At 34.8% G+C, this 17,988-nt stretch carries 17 protein-coding genes and 1 pseudogene; 4 read left to right on the top strand and 14 right to left on the bottom strand.

What is annotated here, in order from left to right:
- Nucleotides 1-78: 78 nt before the first annotated feature.
- Entirely contained in the window at nt 79-1,305 is a 1,227-nt protein-coding gene (locus PY093_RS20450) for an ISL3 family transposase (protein ID WP_275645129.1), read from the top strand.
- Nucleotides 1,306-1,314: 9 nt separating this feature from the next.
- On the opposite strand, the gene PY093_RS20445 is transcribed toward PY093_RS20450, so the two are convergent.
- From PY093_RS20445 to PY093_RS20380, 14 genes and pseudogenes are all read right to left on the bottom strand, one after another.
- Entirely contained in the window at nt 1,315-1,797 is a 483-nt protein-coding gene (locus PY093_RS20445) for an SDR family NAD(P)-dependent oxidoreductase (RefSeq protein WP_345774256.1), read from the bottom strand.
- Between the two features lie 547 nt (nt 1,798-2,344).
- On the bottom strand, nt 2,345-3,904 hold the full coding sequence (locus PY093_RS20440) for a hypothetical protein (RefSeq protein WP_275647616.1): 1,560 nt from the start codon (nt 3,902-3,904) through the stop codon (nt 2,345-2,347).
- A gap of 35 nt (nt 3,905-3,939) precedes the next feature.
- On the bottom strand, nt 3,940-4,938 hold the full coding sequence (locus tag PY093_RS20435; protein ID WP_275647615.1) for an ATP-binding protein: 999 nt from the start codon (nt 4,936-4,938) through the stop codon (nt 3,940-3,942).
- 13 nt (nt 4,939-4,951) lie between these two features.
- Nucleotides 4,952-6,946 (bottom strand): hypothetical protein, encoded by a 1,995-nt coding sequence (locus tag PY093_RS20430; RefSeq protein ID WP_275647614.1) that lies wholly within the window; start codon nt 6,944-6,946, stop codon nt 4,952-4,954.
- The gene (locus PY093_RS20425; RefSeq protein ID WP_275647613.1) at nt 6,939-7,589 is read right to left on the bottom strand and encodes a TnsA endonuclease N-terminal domain-containing protein; all 651 of its coding nucleotides are present in this window, start codon (nt 7,587-7,589) and stop codon (nt 6,939-6,941) included. The genes PY093_RS20430 and PY093_RS20425 overlap by 8 nt, the downstream gene beginning before the upstream one ends.
- Before the next feature lie 451 nt (nt 7,590-8,040).
- Nucleotides 8,041-8,280 (bottom strand): hypothetical protein, encoded by a 240-nt coding sequence (locus PY093_RS20420; protein WP_275647612.1) that lies wholly within the window; start codon nt 8,278-8,280, stop codon nt 8,041-8,043.
- A gap of 245 nt (nt 8,281-8,525) precedes the next feature.
- Nucleotides 8,526-10,322, bottom strand: coding sequence for a group II intron reverse transcriptase/maturase (gene ltrA, locus PY093_RS20415; protein WP_275647611.1), 1,797 nt, complete (start codon nt 10,320-10,322; stop codon nt 8,526-8,528).
- A gap of 753 nt (nt 10,323-11,075) precedes the next feature.
- Complete coding sequence (locus PY093_RS20410) at nt 11,076-11,471, bottom strand: hypothetical protein (RefSeq protein WP_275647610.1); 396 nt, start codon at nt 11,469-11,471, stop codon at nt 11,076-11,078.
- 212 nt (nt 11,472-11,683) lie between these two features.
- Nucleotides 11,684-12,406 carry a hypothetical protein gene (locus PY093_RS20405; RefSeq protein WP_275647609.1) on the bottom strand — a complete coding sequence of 241 codons (723 nt, stop codon included), beginning with the start codon at nt 12,404-12,406 and terminating at the stop codon, nt 11,684-11,686.
- A gap of 152 nt (nt 12,407-12,558) precedes the next feature.
- Complete coding sequence (locus tag PY093_RS20400) at nt 12,559-12,777, bottom strand: hypothetical protein (protein WP_275647608.1); 219 nt, start codon at nt 12,775-12,777, stop codon at nt 12,559-12,561.
- Nucleotides 12,778-12,868: 91 nt separating this feature from the next.
- A pseudogene (locus PY093_RS20395) lies at nt 12,869-13,424 on the bottom strand (GNAT family N-acetyltransferase).
- A 194-nt stretch (nt 13,425-13,618) separates the two neighbouring features.
- Nucleotides 13,619-13,855 carry a hypothetical protein gene (locus PY093_RS20390; protein ID WP_275647607.1) on the bottom strand — a complete coding sequence of 79 codons (237 nt, stop codon included), beginning with the start codon at nt 13,853-13,855 and terminating at the stop codon, nt 13,619-13,621.
- 309 nt (nt 13,856-14,164) lie between these two features.
- Nucleotides 14,165-14,935: a class I SAM-dependent methyltransferase gene (locus PY093_RS20385; protein WP_275647606.1), complete on the bottom strand. Its 771-nt coding sequence runs from the start codon at nt 14,933-14,935 to the stop codon at nt 14,165-14,167.
- Nucleotides 14,936-15,100: 165 nt separating this feature from the next.
- Nucleotides 15,101-15,574, bottom strand: a complete 474-nt coding sequence (locus tag PY093_RS20380) for a histidine phosphatase family protein (protein WP_275647605.1) — start codon at nt 15,572-15,574, stop codon at nt 15,101-15,103.
- Nucleotides 15,575-15,613: 39 nt separating this feature from the next.
- Here PY093_RS20380 and tnpA point away from each other — a divergent pair, with 39 nt between their 5' ends.
- From tnpA to tnpC, 3 genes are all read left to right on the top strand, one after another.
- Nucleotides 15,614-15,940, top strand: a complete 327-nt coding sequence (tnpA, locus tag PY093_RS20375) for an IS66 family insertion sequence element accessory protein TnpA (protein WP_275645859.1) — start codon at nt 15,614-15,616, stop codon at nt 15,938-15,940.
- Nucleotides 15,934-16,290, top strand: coding sequence for an IS66 family insertion sequence element accessory protein TnpB (gene tnpB, locus PY093_RS20370; protein WP_275645858.1), 357 nt, complete (start codon nt 15,934-15,936; stop codon nt 16,288-16,290). The genes tnpA and tnpB overlap by 7 nt, the downstream gene beginning before the upstream one ends.
- Nucleotides 16,291-16,358: 68 nt before the next feature.
- On the top strand, nt 16,359-17,936 hold the full coding sequence (tnpC, locus tag PY093_RS20365; RefSeq protein WP_481769292.1) for an IS66 family transposase: 1,578 nt from the start codon (nt 16,359-16,361) through the stop codon (nt 17,934-17,936).
- Nucleotides 17,937-17,988 lie beyond the last annotated feature (52 nt).

The raw sequence follows: 17,988 nt of genomic DNA, 5'->3' as shown, positions 1-17,988 counted from the left end.
GGTTCATCGCAGTTTAGTATGGAATTAATCTGTCAACAATGATACTACCAATATAATTGATAAGGCGGTAGTTTAAAAATGACAGAAAATGAGTTATTACAAATGGCACTAAATTTAGGCCCTGGATGGAAAGTAGATCATGTAGAATTCAATCCCGATGATAAAGAATTACACATATATGCTTCAACGGTAAAAGGCAGCAAATTTGAGTGTTCTACTTGTGGCAGTCCCGCCCGTATTTATGACCATGGACGTGAACGAACATGGAGACACTTAAATTTCTTTCAGTACCAAGCCTATCTTCATGCAAGACTACCACGTACAGATTGTCCAGAATGTGACGGATCTGCTAAAACAATAAAACCAAATTGGGCCCGTGAACGGTCTGGTTTCTCTGTGTACTTTGAAGCGTTCGTCATCCTTCTAATGAAAGCTATGCCCGTTAAAAAGGTGGCAAATCTTGTTGGTGAACATGATACAACTCTTTGGCCAATCCTTCATCATTATGTAAATGAAGCACGCGAAAGAGAAGACTATTCCTCTGTAAAGCAGGTAGGATTTGATGAAACATCCAGAAAAAGAGGGCACGAATATGTCTCTATCTTCATGGATCTTGAAGAGCGTAAGGTTATTTCTGTTACAGAGGGCAAAGATCAACATACATTAAAGGGATTTAAACATGATTTAATGGTTCATGGCGGCCACCCCGATAATATTAAAGAATTCAGTATTGACATGTCTCCAGCCTTTATCAAGGGGGCTGAAGAACAGTTCCCAAAAGCCTCCCTTACCTTCGATAAATTTCATGTCATGAAGATGATTAATGAGGCGGTGGATGAAACACGTCGTAAAGAGCAAAAAGATCATCCCGAGTTAAAAAATAGCCGGTATGCATGGATAAAAAATGAAGACAATTTAAACACGAAACAAAAAGAAACATTGCTTAAATTAAAGGATCAAGACCTAAAGACGGCGAAAGCCTATCAACTGAAAGTAGCATTTCAACGGTTCTGGCAAAAGGATGTCTCCGAAGCAGAAGCCTATTTGGATGAATGGCTTTCTTGGGCAAGACGATCCCAGATTCCTGATATGGTGAAGGTGGCCAAAAGTGTACACAAGCATCGTGGTGGTATCCTTCAATGGTTTAAGAGTCGTATCAATAATGGCATACTTGAGGCAACAAACGGATTAATCCAAGCAGCCAAACGACAAGCAAGAGGATACCGTTCAACTAAAAACTTAATAACAATGATCTATCTTATTGCCGGTGGGTTGAACCTAAGGGTAACAGAGTTATCAGAGTAACTCCTTCATTTAACTTACAGACCATTTAGTAGTTTCAATTGGGCTTGTCAAGTGCTTTCCTTGACAAGCCCAATTGAAACTACTACCCTTGTAAGTTGTTAAATGAAGGTGTTTTCCACTCAAAATTGCGAATAGCCAATTACTACTACTTCCTAAGATATGATATAACTTCCAATCTCTCTTACTACTAGTTGAAACAACTTGAGTAATAGAATTTAATGCATTCTTAGCATATGAATGAATCCAAGCTACAACCAAATCAATTGATTCATATTTTTCAATTAAAGATTGTATTGAGTTTCTCAATGCAGAATCGTTACTGTAGTCAACTAAAACAGGTGTTATTTTAGATTTGTTAGTGGACTGATTAATCAATTTTTCCATTTTTTGCGAATCCCGAGCAATTACCGAAACATGATAATTGTTATCTATTAACCAAAGAGTTACCTTAGATAACATACCAGTTCCTCCTATAATTAATGCGTGCTTCACTGCTATCACCTCTTTAATCAAATAATTTTTTTTATTCAATTTTCAAATATTCAGTCAAGGAATGAAGATTAAACTCTCGTGATACCATTAACAACTTAAAGTTTCGTTATAAAATTGTAACAATTCCTTCTCTTTTCAATATATGTTCAAATAAATTGCCATTATGCTGTCCGGATGTGCAATTAATAATCTTTCTTTAATTTCATTTATTATATCGATCTTTTCTTTTCGGGTAGTAGCAACTGGAAAAGATAGCATATCTATCTACCTTTCTTTATAAAAAGTTTGAAACAATCATTATATTTGCTCCAATATTATTTTGGAATTGATAATGTATAGCCACATTTGTATCTTTAGTAATTCAACTAGCAAATGCACTTAACCATACACCACTAAATAACATCACCCTGCCTTTTATTTTGTTTATACATAGTAAATCCAACTATTTTTGAAAAAAATAAGAATGAACAGTAAATAGGTTTCATCTTCTTTTTTTGTCTGTTAAAATACGTATATTCACTACCCGCATTGCATTCTTAGATTACAATTACATATTATCCATTGCAATTCGAATTGGAGATTTATAGCGTGGATACCTTTTTGACCTATGAAAGGGACAGGTATATTGATTACTAATGTTCATTATTATACTTTTCATGTGATTAATCCGCTTATTTGGAAAATATAAACTTATTTCTTCATTATAATTTTCAGGGATTTTAGCAATGTACATCGGTATGTTGTCATCAGGATAAGTATGTTTAAACTTTTCCGGATCATGTACAACCTCTAGCCACTTAATATAACGTTCAATTAATAGATGAGAGATAGTTCTGTTAAGAATATAATTTATACTGCTGACATTACAATTTAAGAAATTGAAATCGTAATTTCTTGTTATAGGATTTAATATCTCTTCTAAATGTGTCATAAAAGAACCATGAAGAAAAATACTAAAATCTTCATTCATGCATGAAAAACCGAGATTTTCAAAAATTCTACTTTGATTTTCGATTTTCCACAAAGCATCTATTCCTTCACACTCCATTTTCCATAAAATAAAAGCATACGCATGAGGACATACATCACCGTTTTGTCTTGCCTTATTAAATATTTTCACACAATTATTGTGTTCTTTAATAACTTTACGAAGAATATATCGATTTATGGCTTTATAAAGAATTCTTGATTGTTTATAAATTTCAAAGTAAATACTGTCAATCCTATGTTTTTCTTTGAATTCAAACGAATAAAATCGATGAGGGAAAACCTCCATATAATTGTTTTTTAATTGCTGATAATCATTTTTAATATTGAAGATATTCTCCTTGGAAGATATTTTAATAACTGTATTGTTTAATGCACCTTCATTAAAAGCATTCGTCAATAATTTTGGTAAGAGTCTGAGATAATCACTATCTTTCTTATCAACTTCAAGATATTTTTTGTAGTTATCAAAGGGGTAAAGTATATTGTATGTATGAACTTTATATCGAGGTATTTTAAGCCATGAATTTATGAGACTGTTTTGAACTTTTAATTGTTCTTTCCAAGATGATACCATTGACCTAATATTTTCTGAATCAAGAAAGCAATATCCACAGCTGCAACGGTAAGCCTCAAGATTACCCTTATTAATAAGGTACTCTGGCATTGTTTGCTTGCAATGTAAACATTTATCTTTTAATTTTTGATTAGGATGGAATGCACAGTAATCAAAAAATTTAATTTGATGAAATATACTATGATATCCCTTACTTAAACAAATTGGGCAATATGTTATGTTGTCGTAAAAATAATTACTGACAGACTTAATTTTAGGAATTATATGAATTAGTTTATCTATTAATTTATCATTGTATTCCTTTAAATCAATCCCAAAAATAGTTTCGGTCCTTTTCGGATCAATACTTGAAAAATAAATAATGCTACGATGACGGCTTCCAGCATTTGAAATCATCTTTAATTTTTTAACATTCTCGTTTCCTATTAACTCTAAAACTGTGTTACCATCAATAGCATTAGCCCATCTGAATTTTTCTAGTATTCCCCAAGGTGATTCATAATTTTGAATCCAATCAGAAGACCATGTAAACTGAAGATCCATAGTTTCACCAACCTTTTCTTATCTTGTAACCTCTTTTAATTAATTTGATACAATTCTGATTGGATGTATCCAGTATTTTTTATTGCCTCTTCCCAATGATTTTTTTCTATTGTAGGCAAATCTAAACCGCTACTTCCAAATTTTTTTAAGGCATATTCAATTGCTAAGGTTATATATTGCATTGGGATTTCACCTTTTTGAGGTAATCCAAATTCCCTTCTTAAATCAATAAAAACTTGAAATAATTCTTCGGCAGAATGTTGTAACCTATATCCTCTAATAAAGGCATCAGCAAAAAAATATTTTGTAAAAGACCAGTTACTATTAGAAGGATATTCACAATAATCATCATATCCCATTAAACAGATCCTTAGATCATTTAGTGTCTTAAGGCCTTTAAACTGGTATTCTTGGCTCATAAAGCGACCCACTATTTGAAACTTTTCACCATTAATAAATGCTGAACGTTGATGAACCAATTCTTTTTGTCCTACTAATATGGTAGTTAATGTTATGCCATATTGATCAAATTCATTATATAGATCCATGAGCCAATCATAATGTATTTCTTCCAATCTTTGAGCATCATCTATGAAAAAAATAACCTTTTTAATACCTGAAGCGTCAGCACGTTCTACCAAAAATCTTAGAAGTCTAGTTCTCTTCATATTCGATTTCCCTTTTATAACGATTGAATGACCCACAGCACTTAATAAATCTTCAAAGAAAAAGTTTTCATTAGGATTTTTATATTTACGACAACGAATATGAAAAATAGGCGTATTTTCTCCAAAATCTTGAGGTAAACAATTAATCAAATAGGAGATTGCTCTTGTTTTACCAAGTCTAGGACGGCCATAAATAATAGCACCTGGAATTCTATTTTCAACCCATTGAATCACAGTCTGATACATTCTATCAATTTCATTTGTTGAAATTAAATATTTTCCTGTTTCAACTGGATGTGTTCCCTTAGGAATAAAGGGTCTTATTATGTCATTATTAATTTGATTGGTTTCCAATATTTCCGACATAGCCAACCTCCAACTAGTAAATTATTGTTTTTTTCAAGATTCGTGTATCAGTTTGTTTTTCTTCTGTTTCGGCTTTCCTCTGTTGCTTAACATTAGATAACTCAGAAATATTATCTAAATTCCCATCATTTTTAGTTCCTTTTTCATCATTGGACTTTCCTTTTTGATATCGTTCTTCTTTACTTTTTTGTCCTTTTTTTAGAGATGCTAATTTATTTCTGCTTGTTTTATTTTTTTGTGCCTCTTTTTCTAAGTAGTCTTGATAAACTTGAATCGGATCGTCAAATTGAGTGAAATGTATTAGCCTTTTATTTTTTAGTTTATTTATGGCCTTCCTAGTCCTAAGATCATGAGGGGTTATTCCCCATTTACCATTAGCACTTAAATTTCCTAATTCACTTCCATCTGCTAAAAAAGCCTTTATAACTCTCAAATCATCCGTGTTGATTAGTAACTCGAGTTTTTTGTTGATTAAATGCGGAGAACGGTTTAGGACTTCGTTCGTATATCTTACTCCTTCATAAAAAATATAAGGTCTTCTCCCTTCCTGTACGCTTCCATTTACTCTCCTTGTAGTTTTTAAAGAAAAAAAGGCAATTTCATTTCGTTTTTCTTCTGGTAATTGAATTATTGTCATTCCTTTATCCACCCTTTGTTCAAAAACCTCTAATGGACTAAGATTATTATTACCTTCATGTGGAGTCGCATTATATTCAGCAATTAACACATCTGTAAGTTCTTCAAGGTGTTCCGCAGTAATTCTATATTTTATAGCTTTTTCTTCTGACTTCTTTCTTTTTGGATCTTGTGGGTTACTTCCAGTTGTAGAGGGTAACCTGTGAAATCCATTTTGTTCCAAAGTCCTAAAAAAACGCTCGATAATGGGTCTTCTAACTGGAACTGCAACAGGACCAAAATTAATAGAGCAACCAATCAAGTCAACAAGTTTTTCTTTTACGTTTTTTGCGATATTTGCTTTTGCGTTGTCATAACAAAGCTCATCCCATAATCCGAAACTAGCCTCGGGAATTAAATTTGAAGGGAAATTCGCTCCTTCCGAATAGCTTAATCCCTCAATAGTAAGTGATTTCTTTTTCCAAGGAAAAATGGCATTTCTAAAGCACATTAGAACATCGTGAGAAGAATATTCTTTATTTAAGCAAAGGTGATAACCTAATATTGTTCTTGTTGCCACATCGACAATGGATAGAATCCATATCCGATTCATTACTTCAACAATCTCATCACCCTCTGGGGTTTTAAAAATTATTGCTATTGAAGTATCAATTCTATGGCCGTCAAATTCCACTCGTTCCAAAGGTCTGATTATCATGGGATTGTTTTTATTTCCAGTACCAGTGTTTTTGGCAACCATAGCTGCCTGTTCACCATTTCGTCCTGCTACTTCAACAAAATAAGCCCTTGATAGTGTTTTTACATACCGTTCAAGCGATTTTTTTGCTAAAGTTTTTGTATTAAAAGGGTATTCGTTCATTTTAATCCCCAAAATTCTGCACTCATCAATAAACTTTTTATGTAGATTTTTCATATTAATGATAGGATCATTTATTTTGTTCTTATTACTTTTTCTGTTAAAATAACAATCTATAATTAAGTCCTTTAGGCTTGGATAAGTATCGAGTAATAAACTAAAAGTACCAGTAAAATTATCCGACTCCTCTTCTGTATGTGTGGGAAACTCACTCCTGTTATAATCCCTTAATCTTTTATAAGGTATTAAGGCCCGGTACCCCCTTATTTGTTCAAACTCATCCATTTCTAAACACCTTCTGACGAATCGGTATATTTCACTTCTATGTATCCCTGCTTGTTGTTCTATTTCTGATATACTTGTTTTTGTTGTCATAATTAAGTCAATGGCTAATTTCCTAGCTAAAAAAATGTTTCTATCATCCTCATTTAGTCTTTCGCTTATTACTTGCGGCCAAGTTGAAATATCAAGAAAACGCTCTTCAATTTTTAAATCTTCAAATAATCTCCTATGCATCAATCCACACCTCTGTATTTTTTCCGTAATGTTCCAATGCTATATCTGAACATACCTCGCCTTTAAATATCATTTTCCCTAGCGATAGCAACAATCTATTTAGGGGAATTTGAGTTTCAACAATTAAGGAACTTATCAACACTTTATTGGGGCAATATTGCCTCAATATTTTCATAATCTGATATCTCTCAATCTCAATTTCTTGCTTTTGTTGTTTGTTTCCCTTTATTATTAACTTTAAATTTGAAAGCAGTAATTGATTTGCTCGAATATGTTCTTCTGTTCTTACATGGTGTTGAAATCCATGTGCATTACACCAATTTTTTTGAACGGAAATCTGTTTTTTTACTTTTTCTTTAGAAAGATCCGAAGTATACTTCACTTCTATAAACTCTTCTTTTCCATTGTCAAATTTAACCCACATATCGATAATAGATGTCTGCAATTTTCTATTCACAAACGCCTCCATTAATAAGGCTTGTTCACAAAACTCTACAATTTTAGGGTTTGATTCAACCAGTAACCAATGTTCATACTCTAAATCACTGAATAAAAAAACATCACGCTTCAATTTGGAACTATATGACTGCCACCTATTATTCCCAAACCTTTTACTTCCATCGGTAATTAAAGGTTTATACATATAGACACCCTTTCGCTGTTAAAGTTAGAAAAATTGAAAAATTGGAAAGTTTAGACTTTCTTGTCTCAAGTATAGGTAGTTTAGACTTTTTTGTCTATTATAAAAGACAAAAAAGTACATACAAAAAATTCATATGTACTGGTAAATCAATATTAAACAATATAAAATTAGTTTAGACTTTCTTGTCCTTTTACATCTGATGTCCGAGGACAACAAACTATGTACAAAAGAGACAAAAAAATTTTTACATCCCTCTTTCGGCAGTGAATTGGACAAAAAAGTATGTACAAAAAAAGACAAGATCTATTACACTAAGGGTTCTCCTCTAGGGTGCGGTTAAGCCTTATTAAATAACATGTACTTATCGCACAAAAGCACCCGTTACTTTAAGTGATGAAATTCACAAGGTAAACAAATCCAAAATAAAAGACAGTGTTGAAGTTCAACTTCTCTACTGTCTGCTTAATCTCTCTATTTCGGATTCAACTTTATAAACTCTTTTATTTAATACTTCGGTTTTGTCATCAACATGTTCAGTAATTTTCTCTGTATAAGTCCCAAGACTTTCAATCAAGTTTTGCTGCAATTTCTGTTGTCCGACTTCAAGTCTTGCTTGTCCCGTTTTTAATTCACCGATATCTGTCTTAATTTCTTTCAGTTCACTTAAAATTTGCTTTAATATATCTTCCACAGCACTTTCCTCCGCTCCAAGATACTCTTTTTCTAATTATACCACCCATAATCTATTCCACCAATCAATTTTTTAGGTTGTATATGCATTTGCCTTTTATATCAAAGTCAGCAATAGGTAAGCATTTGAAGTTATCTCCAGCTTTTCCCCTGCTCAACACGGAGCGTGCTAGTTTCCCAGCACTCCGCGCTCCATCTAAAGATATGTACTAAATTATAAGTTCCTAGTTACTCATAGATTTGAGATTATAAACTTGGTTCCATACCGCATTGTTGACGATATTGGTTAATCTTCTGAACCATAGGTTCAGTAATTCCAAGTTTCTTTATGAGTGTGTCAATCGTCGATGTGTTTATTTGATGGATTAATTGATGTATCTCTTTATGTAGAATGCGTAGATTATTAAATTTATCGCTTCCTCCGAGATGTAACGGAATGTAATGATGACAGTGAACTTCACTAGCAGAAAGAAACACGCCTGTGATTTCACATTTCCCCATTTTCATACTATACCGACTTATTCGATTATCCATATATTCGACACTTCGTGTCGGAATTTTTGATTTCATTAATTTTGAAATCTCCTGTTGAATTTCTGAACGAAGCGTTTTTTGTATCCTTTCTCTTCCAGACTTTGTGAAAGGTGTGAGAGATTGACTAAAATTCATAGCGTTTCTCGTTTTCACATTGGCAAGAGGAAATAGATACACGCTCGAGATTTTAAATGTTTTGAAACCCAGACTATAAAACTTTTTGTAAGTTGGCGGTGGGTTTGTAGGATGTTCATATTTCCCAACAGGTTTCAGACGATTGTATATAAATGCTTGCAACTCATAGGCAAGACGTGAAAACTCATTATTAACATGTGTTGCTCGATTAAAATAATTATGAATTCCTAAAACAAAACTGTTAAAGAGAAGGGCATTTTGAGCAGTAGGTGAGGCTTTAATTCTTTGAATATGTTTTTTAGCTTCAACCTTGATTTTTTGCTTTTTATTGGCTTTTATACCTGTGTGTGCCACTCTCTTTTTTCCTTTTCGATTCGCACGAATTGTGAATCCTAAGAATTCAGACTCTAGTTTTCGTAGATTTATAACTTGTGATTTTTCTGGAGAAATATCTAGTCTCAGACGTTGTTTTATATACAGTCTAACAGCATGAAACCATTTTCGGGCAGTCTTCCAATCACGACAAAGAATTTTAAAGTCGTCCGCATAGCGGACGAGGTAGCCCTCTTTTAGTTTGGTTCGCTTCTTTGCATAGAGCTCACCTTCTCGTGTTTTGTAAGGTTTATTAAGAGGGAAGAATTCCCACTGTTCAGCTACCCAATGGTCTAAGTCGTTAAGTACGATATTTGAAAGCAGCGTCGATAACAACCCACCTTGCGGTACACCCTTGGTTGGGATACCTTCACCATCAATTTCGGCTTTTAGCATTTTGGAAATGCAAGCCAAGACCTGACGGTCATGGATACCTAAGTTCCATAGTTGCTTGATTAATAAAGTATGGTTTATATTATCAAAGAATCCCTTTATATCAATGTCAACCACATAATGTAGTGATGATTTATTTATTAGAAATTGTACTCTTGCCATTGCGTGATGCGTAGACCGAAGAGGTCTGAAGCCGTAACTATGCTTATAAAATTTCGTATCAGCAATCGGTTCGAGAACTTGTTTAAAACATTGTTGTATGATTCTGTCTATTATGCAGGGAATTCCAAGTGGTCTTAATTTACCATTATCTTTTTCAATAAGCTTGCGTCTTACTTTCTTGGGCTGATAGTTCTTCAACTTGTTTCGAATTTCTTCTACAAGTTCATCCTCTGATAGCTTTTGAATATCTTTTATGGTTTTTCTATCTGTACCAGGAGTGTTGGAACCTTTATTAGACTTTATAGTCCGATAGGACAATAAGATATTTTCTCTAGATGTTATAATATCGTACAGTTGTGAAAAGGACTTTTGTTTAGAAGATTCATCATATAACTCCGTAAAAGTTTCCGTCATACCGTAGTAATCCCAATATCGTAAAGTTTGCACTGTGGCATCACTCCTCTAAGAGGTGATGTTCCCACGTTCCTACCCGATCGGTGCAATACACTTTTGGAAAATAATTATTCTATGTCCTTAGACTTGGGGCTATTCTTCCACTCTCATTACAAGAGCTTCATCAGTAATGCCCCTACCCTCACAAGGATAAATGCACTTCGTTTTACCTTATAGCAACCGTTTAGGATGACAGTCCCTGTTGCAACGTTCCTTGTTTTCCAAGTCCCTTACAACCTAGCTATCCGTTCTAGACGTAGGTGTAACCTGTAAGCCTGTGAGCTGGATACCGCCAATTGTTCGGTATAGCGTGTTTCATAGGGTGCATTTTTACTCTACACCACTCACCCCATCGTTGGATGGTACATAAGTTTCCCTATGTTCTAACTTTAGACCCTTACATTCGGTTATTCGTCAGTTCTTTTGCAGTAGAACAATTCTCACCTTATCTAGTTTTTCAGCCGTGCGGCATATCCGTTGGCATACCTTTTCCGAAGGAATGGCTTCAGCCTTTGTTCTGCCGAATCTACCTGTACTTCAAACCCCTTGACCTGTCAGCCAAGACGCATGCAGGAGTATTGACGGGATGGTTTCAAGAAACATGGTTCTATCATTCCCATCCTTAGTTGTAAAGTTAAGATTAATCTTAGATAATCTCCTGTTTTTCACGTTTCGAACGCTTATAACAGAACATGTCGAGCGGCACCCTATAGTTGAATACCAAGATTTTCTATGTTTATACTACCTTTATCCCTCTAATAACCTCATGTAATATAAGTCTTCTCCTTCGTGTTCAACAATTAATATCCCTGAAAGCTTTACATCTTCGTCAGTAGAATATATTTTTGAACCCACTGGAAGTTTAGTTGCATAAAAGTCTTTAAACATAAAACTACTCTTGGTTTGCTTTATAATTTCTCCAACATATTTTACTTTAGAATACTTACTTTTCTCCTCTTGAAACCACTCAAGGTTAGTAACATTTGAATAGACATTACCGTTATTGTATTGAATAATATCAGCATCCGCATTCCGTTTTAATACATCTTTTGTTGTTACCTTTCCCCCATCAGCATAGCAACCTGCACTGAAAACAATCGTTATAATAGCTAAGAATAATAACCATGACTTATTAGTTTTCACGCCTTTAAAACCCCTTAGTAGACTTCTTAATTACGTATGTATTCTAAGAACCACTATTAAATTCCTTCTTTCACTAAACTGCTCTTTAATTCAATAAAACTACAGGAGCTGCCGCATTCGATAACTACTTGTTCCACTCTCGCTCCCTTTACTTTAAGTGTAATGTTTAACAACCCAAATATAAAAGAGGTGATTTTACACCGCCTGGAATATCATTTTCCAGTTTTCAATGCTGATTCACTAATGATATTACTTAATCTTAACCTACCAAACCATTCTTCAGCATTGCTTACAATTGTATTTACTCCATTTGTTTCCACTTGGTATTCCAATCCTTCCGCTGCACGATAATCTACACCTAATTTTGCTATTCTATGAATGATCATCGCCCATTCTGAGTCCGTCATTTTGTCCTTTGAATATTTGTTAATGTACTTAGCACATTCCCTTGAAAAGGAACAGGAACCAGCTGTTATATCAACTTCTTTATTCAACTCCATGGAACAAATTGTATTTGTAATTTTCTCTGTATCTATCCAGGCTCTAGGGTGTGTGCTAAATGCTCTTTCCGTCCTACCTAATATGAGATAGTCATGATTAGGTATAATTGTATTTAAACTTTTTAATTCTTCAAGATAGTTTTTACCCCATGTTAGTAAACGGTCAAAGTCACAATAATGGTAATATTCACTTGTGCCTGAAAGACCAAAATTCACTACCTCTCTTCGTGCCTCGGCAGCTCCCTTTTTGGGGATCAATTTTACTTTAAACTGTGTGCTTTCAAATTTATTTACTAAATCATCGGAAGATTCATCACTGATTGTAATAAAAAGTTCTCCATAAATTTCTTCAAATTCCTTATGTAATTCATCAAGTAACTTAATGTTCTTTCCTTTAGGATCATGAGTTACGGTTAATAGACCAATTTTAGACAAGTGTGCCACCTCTTTAATTTCCTTATTTTCTTAACTTTAGTAATTCTATCAAAAGAGTGGCATTCCTTTTTTAAAAATTATCCTGCGGTTGTCAGGTAAGAAAAGCTATCAATATTTGGTCTTCAACTCTCGCACCCGTTTGTTTAATAAATTCACTTCAACTTCCAAAGTTCTTTTATCCATATATAAGAAAACTTGAAGAAAAAAATTATTCCTACTAAATAAAGTAATTCAAAAAGAATTCCTGGTAATCTATTTATAATAGGAAGGTCATAAAACCAAACATTATGACCCGCCATTTCACGAGATAAAAAGACAAATAAAGCACTAACGATAAGTCCAATAAACAGATTTATATAACGATTTTTCATACATATCCCCCCCTCTTTTAACCCCAAACTAAGTTCAACAAAATAAGCGTTAATCCTTCTTGGATCAACGCTCCCGTTTGTTCAATAAGAACTACTTTGAATTAATAAAGTAAATTAGATTATCAGTCCATTCGTCAAATTCATAAATAAAACCTTTTCTTATACATTCAAATTGCATTCCAGCACCTTCTGCTAATTTAATCGAAGGATCATTATCGACATTAATATGTGCTTCAATTCTATGATAATTTAGCTTTTCAAAAGCAAGAGTCATTGCAGCTTTAACAGATTCCTTTCCATAACCTTGTCTCCAAAATTGGTTATGAATCGTATACCCAAATCTTGCCCATTGAAAATCATCCCTCATAATTGTAGAGAAGTCTATTGCACCCAATATGCACATTATCTTCTTTTCGAAAAACTCCAAATACATACACTTTATCATCCGAAGCCATCTGTTGATGCCTATCTACTAATTCTCCAAACCATTCTTCAGTACAGATGCTCATATCTACTTTACCCTCATCATATTTGTGTTGGGAAGGCATTCTATTGATAAATTGAATTAACCAATTCGAATAATCATCTTTATTATATGGTCTTATTATTAATCTTTCTGTCTCTGTATTGTAATTAAACTTATTCAATTGAACACCTCATCATAATTTAAATTTATCCATCTTATACTATCACTCGTTAGCTTAATAACTTCAACACCAAAAGGGACTTTCCCTCTTCAAGATAAGCTCCCGTTTATACAATAAGATAAGGATTTAAGAAACCCCTCTCCAATAATCGTATTCTATGCCCTGTCCTTCATTGCTGTGTAAGCGAAAAGCCTCTACCCTTGTTCATTATTTTCTTTCTCTTTTATATAGTTTTCATAAGCCTCTTGTACTTTATCTGTTTTTGGAGCAACTGTTAATAACCATTTATGGATGTCATTTAAAAGGTATAGGACTCTAAATAAGGTACCTGCAACTATACCGAATGCAAGTAACCCGCCAACCAATGGTCCTGTCATAAGCAATAGATAACCCAATACAGCAGATAAAATAATTGATACTATCAAATACAAAGTAAATCCCCCTTTTATTCCAATTAATATTAAACATTATCCTTTAAACAATATTAGCCTAATAACTTTGTAAACCAAGCAATATTTATTGCTCCCAAAATAAACAACACCTGCTTCGATAATACAATATCGCCTTAATCAATGTTAACATAATATTCCAAAATTTCATCCTAATTCTTATATAAGAAAAAGACGATCAATTTAATGATCGCCTTGTTTAACACTTACATCATTTAGTAATAATAACCTTTGTGCAAAAGCTCCCCGTTAGTTCAAGTATGAAATTATTAAAAAAGTTTATATTTAACGCTATCTTATTTTCTTACAAACATAAATCATTTCATAACTATCGTTAGTTACTGGAGTTTCTTTCCAATCACTGTAAACATAAAGAATTTCAAAACCATTTGCAAACAAAATTCTTTCCATTTCTTTGGGAAATACATATCTCAAACTAATGTTAGTGCTTTTTTCGTTTATTATTTCACCATCCATGTTTTTGTATTTCCTAATCGTCGTATAATGTTGAATTTGATTTAATGAATCATAGTTACTAATAGTAAATACATCAACCGTATTTAGAGTTTCACTGTCAGTATAAGTTCTCCAATACTCCTCTGTACCTGGTTGTAGTAATTCCTCAACACTCGGAAACCTTGTACCAAAAATGAAAACTCCGTCAATCTCTAAATGTTTGTTTACAGAGGAAAGTAATCCATCCTGTTCTTCATTTGTATGGAAATGTTGAAATGAGTTACCAACTGAATATATTAAATTACTTTTAATGTTTAAATTCAGTTTAGTACAGTCTTGTTCTACCCACTCTATTTGCAAATTAAGTTTAGATGACTTTTTTTGGGCATGGGTTAACATTCCTTTATGTATATCTACTCCTATAAGTTTATGCCCACTTTTCGCTAATGGAATAGTTACTCTACCAGTACCACAAGCCAAATCAATGATAGTACCATGTTTTCTTGATGCCCATTTTAATAAAAAGGGCAACTCTGGCATATATGGTTCATTTTCTTTATCGTATAAAATAGGGTCATCATATTCTTCAAAATTATCTAAAACCATTTTTGTCTCCTTAAAAATAATATTTCTAAAGCACCAACTACAAATTTAACATATAATTCCAAAATTTCTTATCGAACTATCCTTCTTGTTCAACTCTTCTGCTCTTTACTTCAACAAAGAAAGGCGAATCCCTTTGTTCAGCATTCGCCCCCGTTAATAAAAAACTTATATTCTACCTTCCTCACTATATTGAGAAAGATGAGTAACTTGATTATAATCCTTTATATTCCATAGTTCTTGTACAAACTCAATATTACTAATACACGCATTTATTAACTTGGTCTTCCCTGACCCTATCTCACCATTTGAAAACTTAGCTAAAACTGCATTTATTACAGCTCCGTGTGCCACAAGTAAAATTTTCTTTCCTCGATAATCTTGGTTTATTTTTTCTATCCCGTTCATTATTCGCTCGTTTAAAGAATCTCTATCTTCCTGATTAGTATAATTTCTAGTTGGGAATACCGTCATCCGTTCTTCTACTGTCATTCCTTCAGTATCACCAAAGTACCTTTCTAAAAATTCATCCATCTCAATAAGTGGAATATTTAAATCTTTATTTATAACCTCTGCTGTCTCTTTTGCTCTTTTCAATGTAAGCGTCAAATACAGCCCACATTCTATTAATAGTGAGTCCATGAGATAATCTCCCTAGAAATCATATTGGGAGGTTTTTCTATGACCCTTAAGGAAAAAAGAATAGAATGGAAAGCACGATACGAAGAATGGAAACAGAGTGGAGAGAGTGTAGTGGATTGGTGCCAACATCAAGAAATTAAAGTCCACCAAATGTATTACTGGATACGGCAATTTGAAAGTAACAGCGGTTCCAAACAGACACCCGTTGCGGCACAATGGTTCACTGTTCAGGTTGATGAAGAAGCACCCCCTTCGGGGCAGGGTTCTGTTCTGCTTCATTTTGGTACGATCACAGTTGAGGTACCAACTGGAGCCAACATGGATCTATTATCAGATGTTGTCCATGTGCTTAAAAACCAATGTTAACCAATACCCAATTTCAAAGGGTTTATCTAGCGCGGGGTAGTACAGATCTTCGCAAATCGATTGATGGGCTAGCTGTCATCGTGAAGGAATGTTTTGAACTTGATCCCTTTTCGCCCAGTCTATTCGTTTTCTGTAATCGGAAGCGAGACAAGTTAAAAATCCTTCATTGGGAAAATAATGGGTTTTGGCTTTATTATCGCCGGCTGGAAAAAGGTACCTTCCATTGGCCATCGGAAAATGATAAGACCCCCAAGAACATCAGCCCTCGCCAATTTCGTTGGTTGCTAGATGGACTATCCATCGAACAAAAGCAAGCCCATCAGGAAGTAAAAGCACGTATTATTCTATAAAACTAGTTAAATACAAAATAGGGGGAATTCGGCTGGTCAAACCGGATTCTTTTCCGTATACTAGGTGTATGGAAAAGACAGCGCAAACTTCAAAAGATACAATTGAATATTACAAAGCGCTCAACGAGAAACTCGAAATGGAAAAGGAAGAGTTGGAAGCTAAACTAAAATGGTACGAGGAACAATTCCGTCTGAGCCAACAGCGCAGATTCGGGGCTTCTAGCGAGAAGACCGACCTGGATCAACTTTCCCTTTTTAATGAAGCCGAAGCTACATTCGACCCGAAGGTTGAAGAACCAACCGTTGAGACGGTTACATATAAGCGTAAGAAACAGCGTGGAGAACGTGAACGCAAATTCGAAAACCTGCCTACAGAGACGATTCACTATCGTTTGTCTGATGAGGAACAGGTTTGTTCGTGCTGCAGTGGTACAATGCATGAAATGAGTACAGAAGTACGCAAGGAATTAAAGGTTATCCCACCACAGGTCAAAGTGGTTGAACATGTTCGCCATGTATATAGTTGCCGCCACTGCGAGCGTAATGAATTAGAAACACCTATTGTGACGGCGGAAATGCCGAAGTCAGTTTTCCCTGGTAGTTTAGCATCCCCTTCGGCGATGGCATTTACCATGACCCAAAAATATGTTGAAGGCATGCCCCTGTACCGCCAAGAAAAGCACTTGGAGCGATTTGGTGTGTCTATTTCTCGTCAAACGCTAGCCAACTGGACCATCTATGGGGCAGAAACATGGCTTAGTCCGATTTATGAGGAGATGCATGCGAACCTCCTGCAGATGGAATGGCTACACGCCGATGAAACAACCCTGCAGGTCTTATCTGAGCCAGATCGTCCACAGGCGTCGACATCCTATATCTGGCTGTATCGCTCAGGTCATGGGAATACGCCTATAGTCCTGTATGATTACCAGCAAACACGGGCTAGCAAGCATCCTCAGCGGTTTTTGGACGGCTTCCAGGGATATCTGCATGTGGATGGGTATGCTGGTTACAATAATATACCGGATGTTAGGTTGGTCGGGTGCTGGGCGCATTCCCGCCGAAAATTCACCGAGGCCCTTCGAGCGCTTCCTGAGACCGCAAGCACATCTACCGTCAAGGCAAAGGAAGGTTTGGCTTATTGTAACCAATTATTTGAAATCGAGCGCAAACTAAAGGGCGTAAGTCCGGAGGAGCGCTTCGACGCACGACAGGAACTCAGCAAACCAGTGCTAGAGGCTTTTTCGGCATGGTTAAAAGAACTAACACCCCGTGTATTGCCAAAAAGTGCACTTGGTCAAGCTATCAAATATTGCCGTAATCAATGGGATAGATTAGTAGCATTTTTAGAGGACGGACATTTGGAGATTGATAACAACCTAGCCGAAAGATCTATTAAACCTTTTGTAATCGGCCGCAAAAATTGGTTGTTTAGTAATACCGCAAGGGGAGCAAAGTCTAGTGCGATCATCTATAGTGTTGTAGAGACAGCAAAGGAAAATGGATTGAACCCATTCTATTATCTTAGCTATCTATTTCAGGAGCTTCCCAATATTGATACGACAGACAAAACAAAATTGGCCGAATTCCTGCCATGGTCACCGACACTTCCCGAGAATTGCCGGGTTCTTGTTAAATCTAAATAAAGCATAAATCAAATCCCCATCTGAAAACAGGTGGGGATTATTTGACGCTTAC

It is taken from the genome of Cytobacillus sp. S13-E01 (genome assembly GCF_029193815.1).
Lineage (GTDB): Bacteria > Bacillota > Bacilli > Bacillales > Bacillaceae_L > Bacillus_BV.
Note: the sequence above shows the minus strand (reverse complement) of the source record. Positions and strands in the feature narration are given on the sequence as shown.

Coding starts and splice junctions, on each gene's coding strand:
- PY093_RS20450 (WP_275645129.1), top strand. CDS start 79: ATGACAGAAAATGAGTTATTACAAATGGCACTAAATTTAGGCCCTGGA.
- PY093_RS20440 (WP_275647616.1), bottom strand. CDS start 3,904: ATGGATCTTCAGTTTACATGGTCTTCTGATTGGATTCAAAATTATGAA.
- PY093_RS20435 (WP_275647615.1), bottom strand. CDS start 4,938: ATGTCGGAAATATTGGAAACCAATCAAATTAATAATGACATAATAAGA.
- PY093_RS20430 (WP_275647614.1), bottom strand. CDS start 6,946: ATGCATAGGAGATTATTTGAAGATTTAAAAATTGAAGAGCGTTTTCTT.
- PY093_RS20425 (WP_275647613.1), bottom strand. CDS start 7,589: ATGTATAAACCTTTAATTACCGATGGAAGTAAAAGGTTTGGGAATAAT.
- PY093_RS20400 (WP_275647608.1), bottom strand. CDS start 12,777: ATGAAAAATCGTTATATAAATCTGTTTATTGGACTTATCGTTAGTGCT.
- PY093_RS20385 (WP_275647606.1), bottom strand. CDS start 14,935: ATGGTTTTAGATAATTTTGAAGAATATGATGACCCTATTTTATACGAT.
- PY093_RS20380 (WP_275647605.1), bottom strand. CDS start 15,574: ATGGACTCACTATTAATAGAATGTGGGCTGTATTTGACGCTTACATTG.
- tnpA (WP_275645859.1), top strand. CDS start 15,614: ATGACCCTTAAGGAAAAAAGAATAGAATGGAAAGCACGATACGAAGAA.
- tnpB (WP_275645858.1), top strand. CDS start 15,934: ATGTTAACCAATACCCAATTTCAAAGGGTTTATCTAGCGCGGGGTAGT.
- tnpC (WP_481769292.1), top strand. CDS start 16,359: ATGGAAAAGACAGCGCAAACTTCAAAAGATACAATTGAATATTACAAA.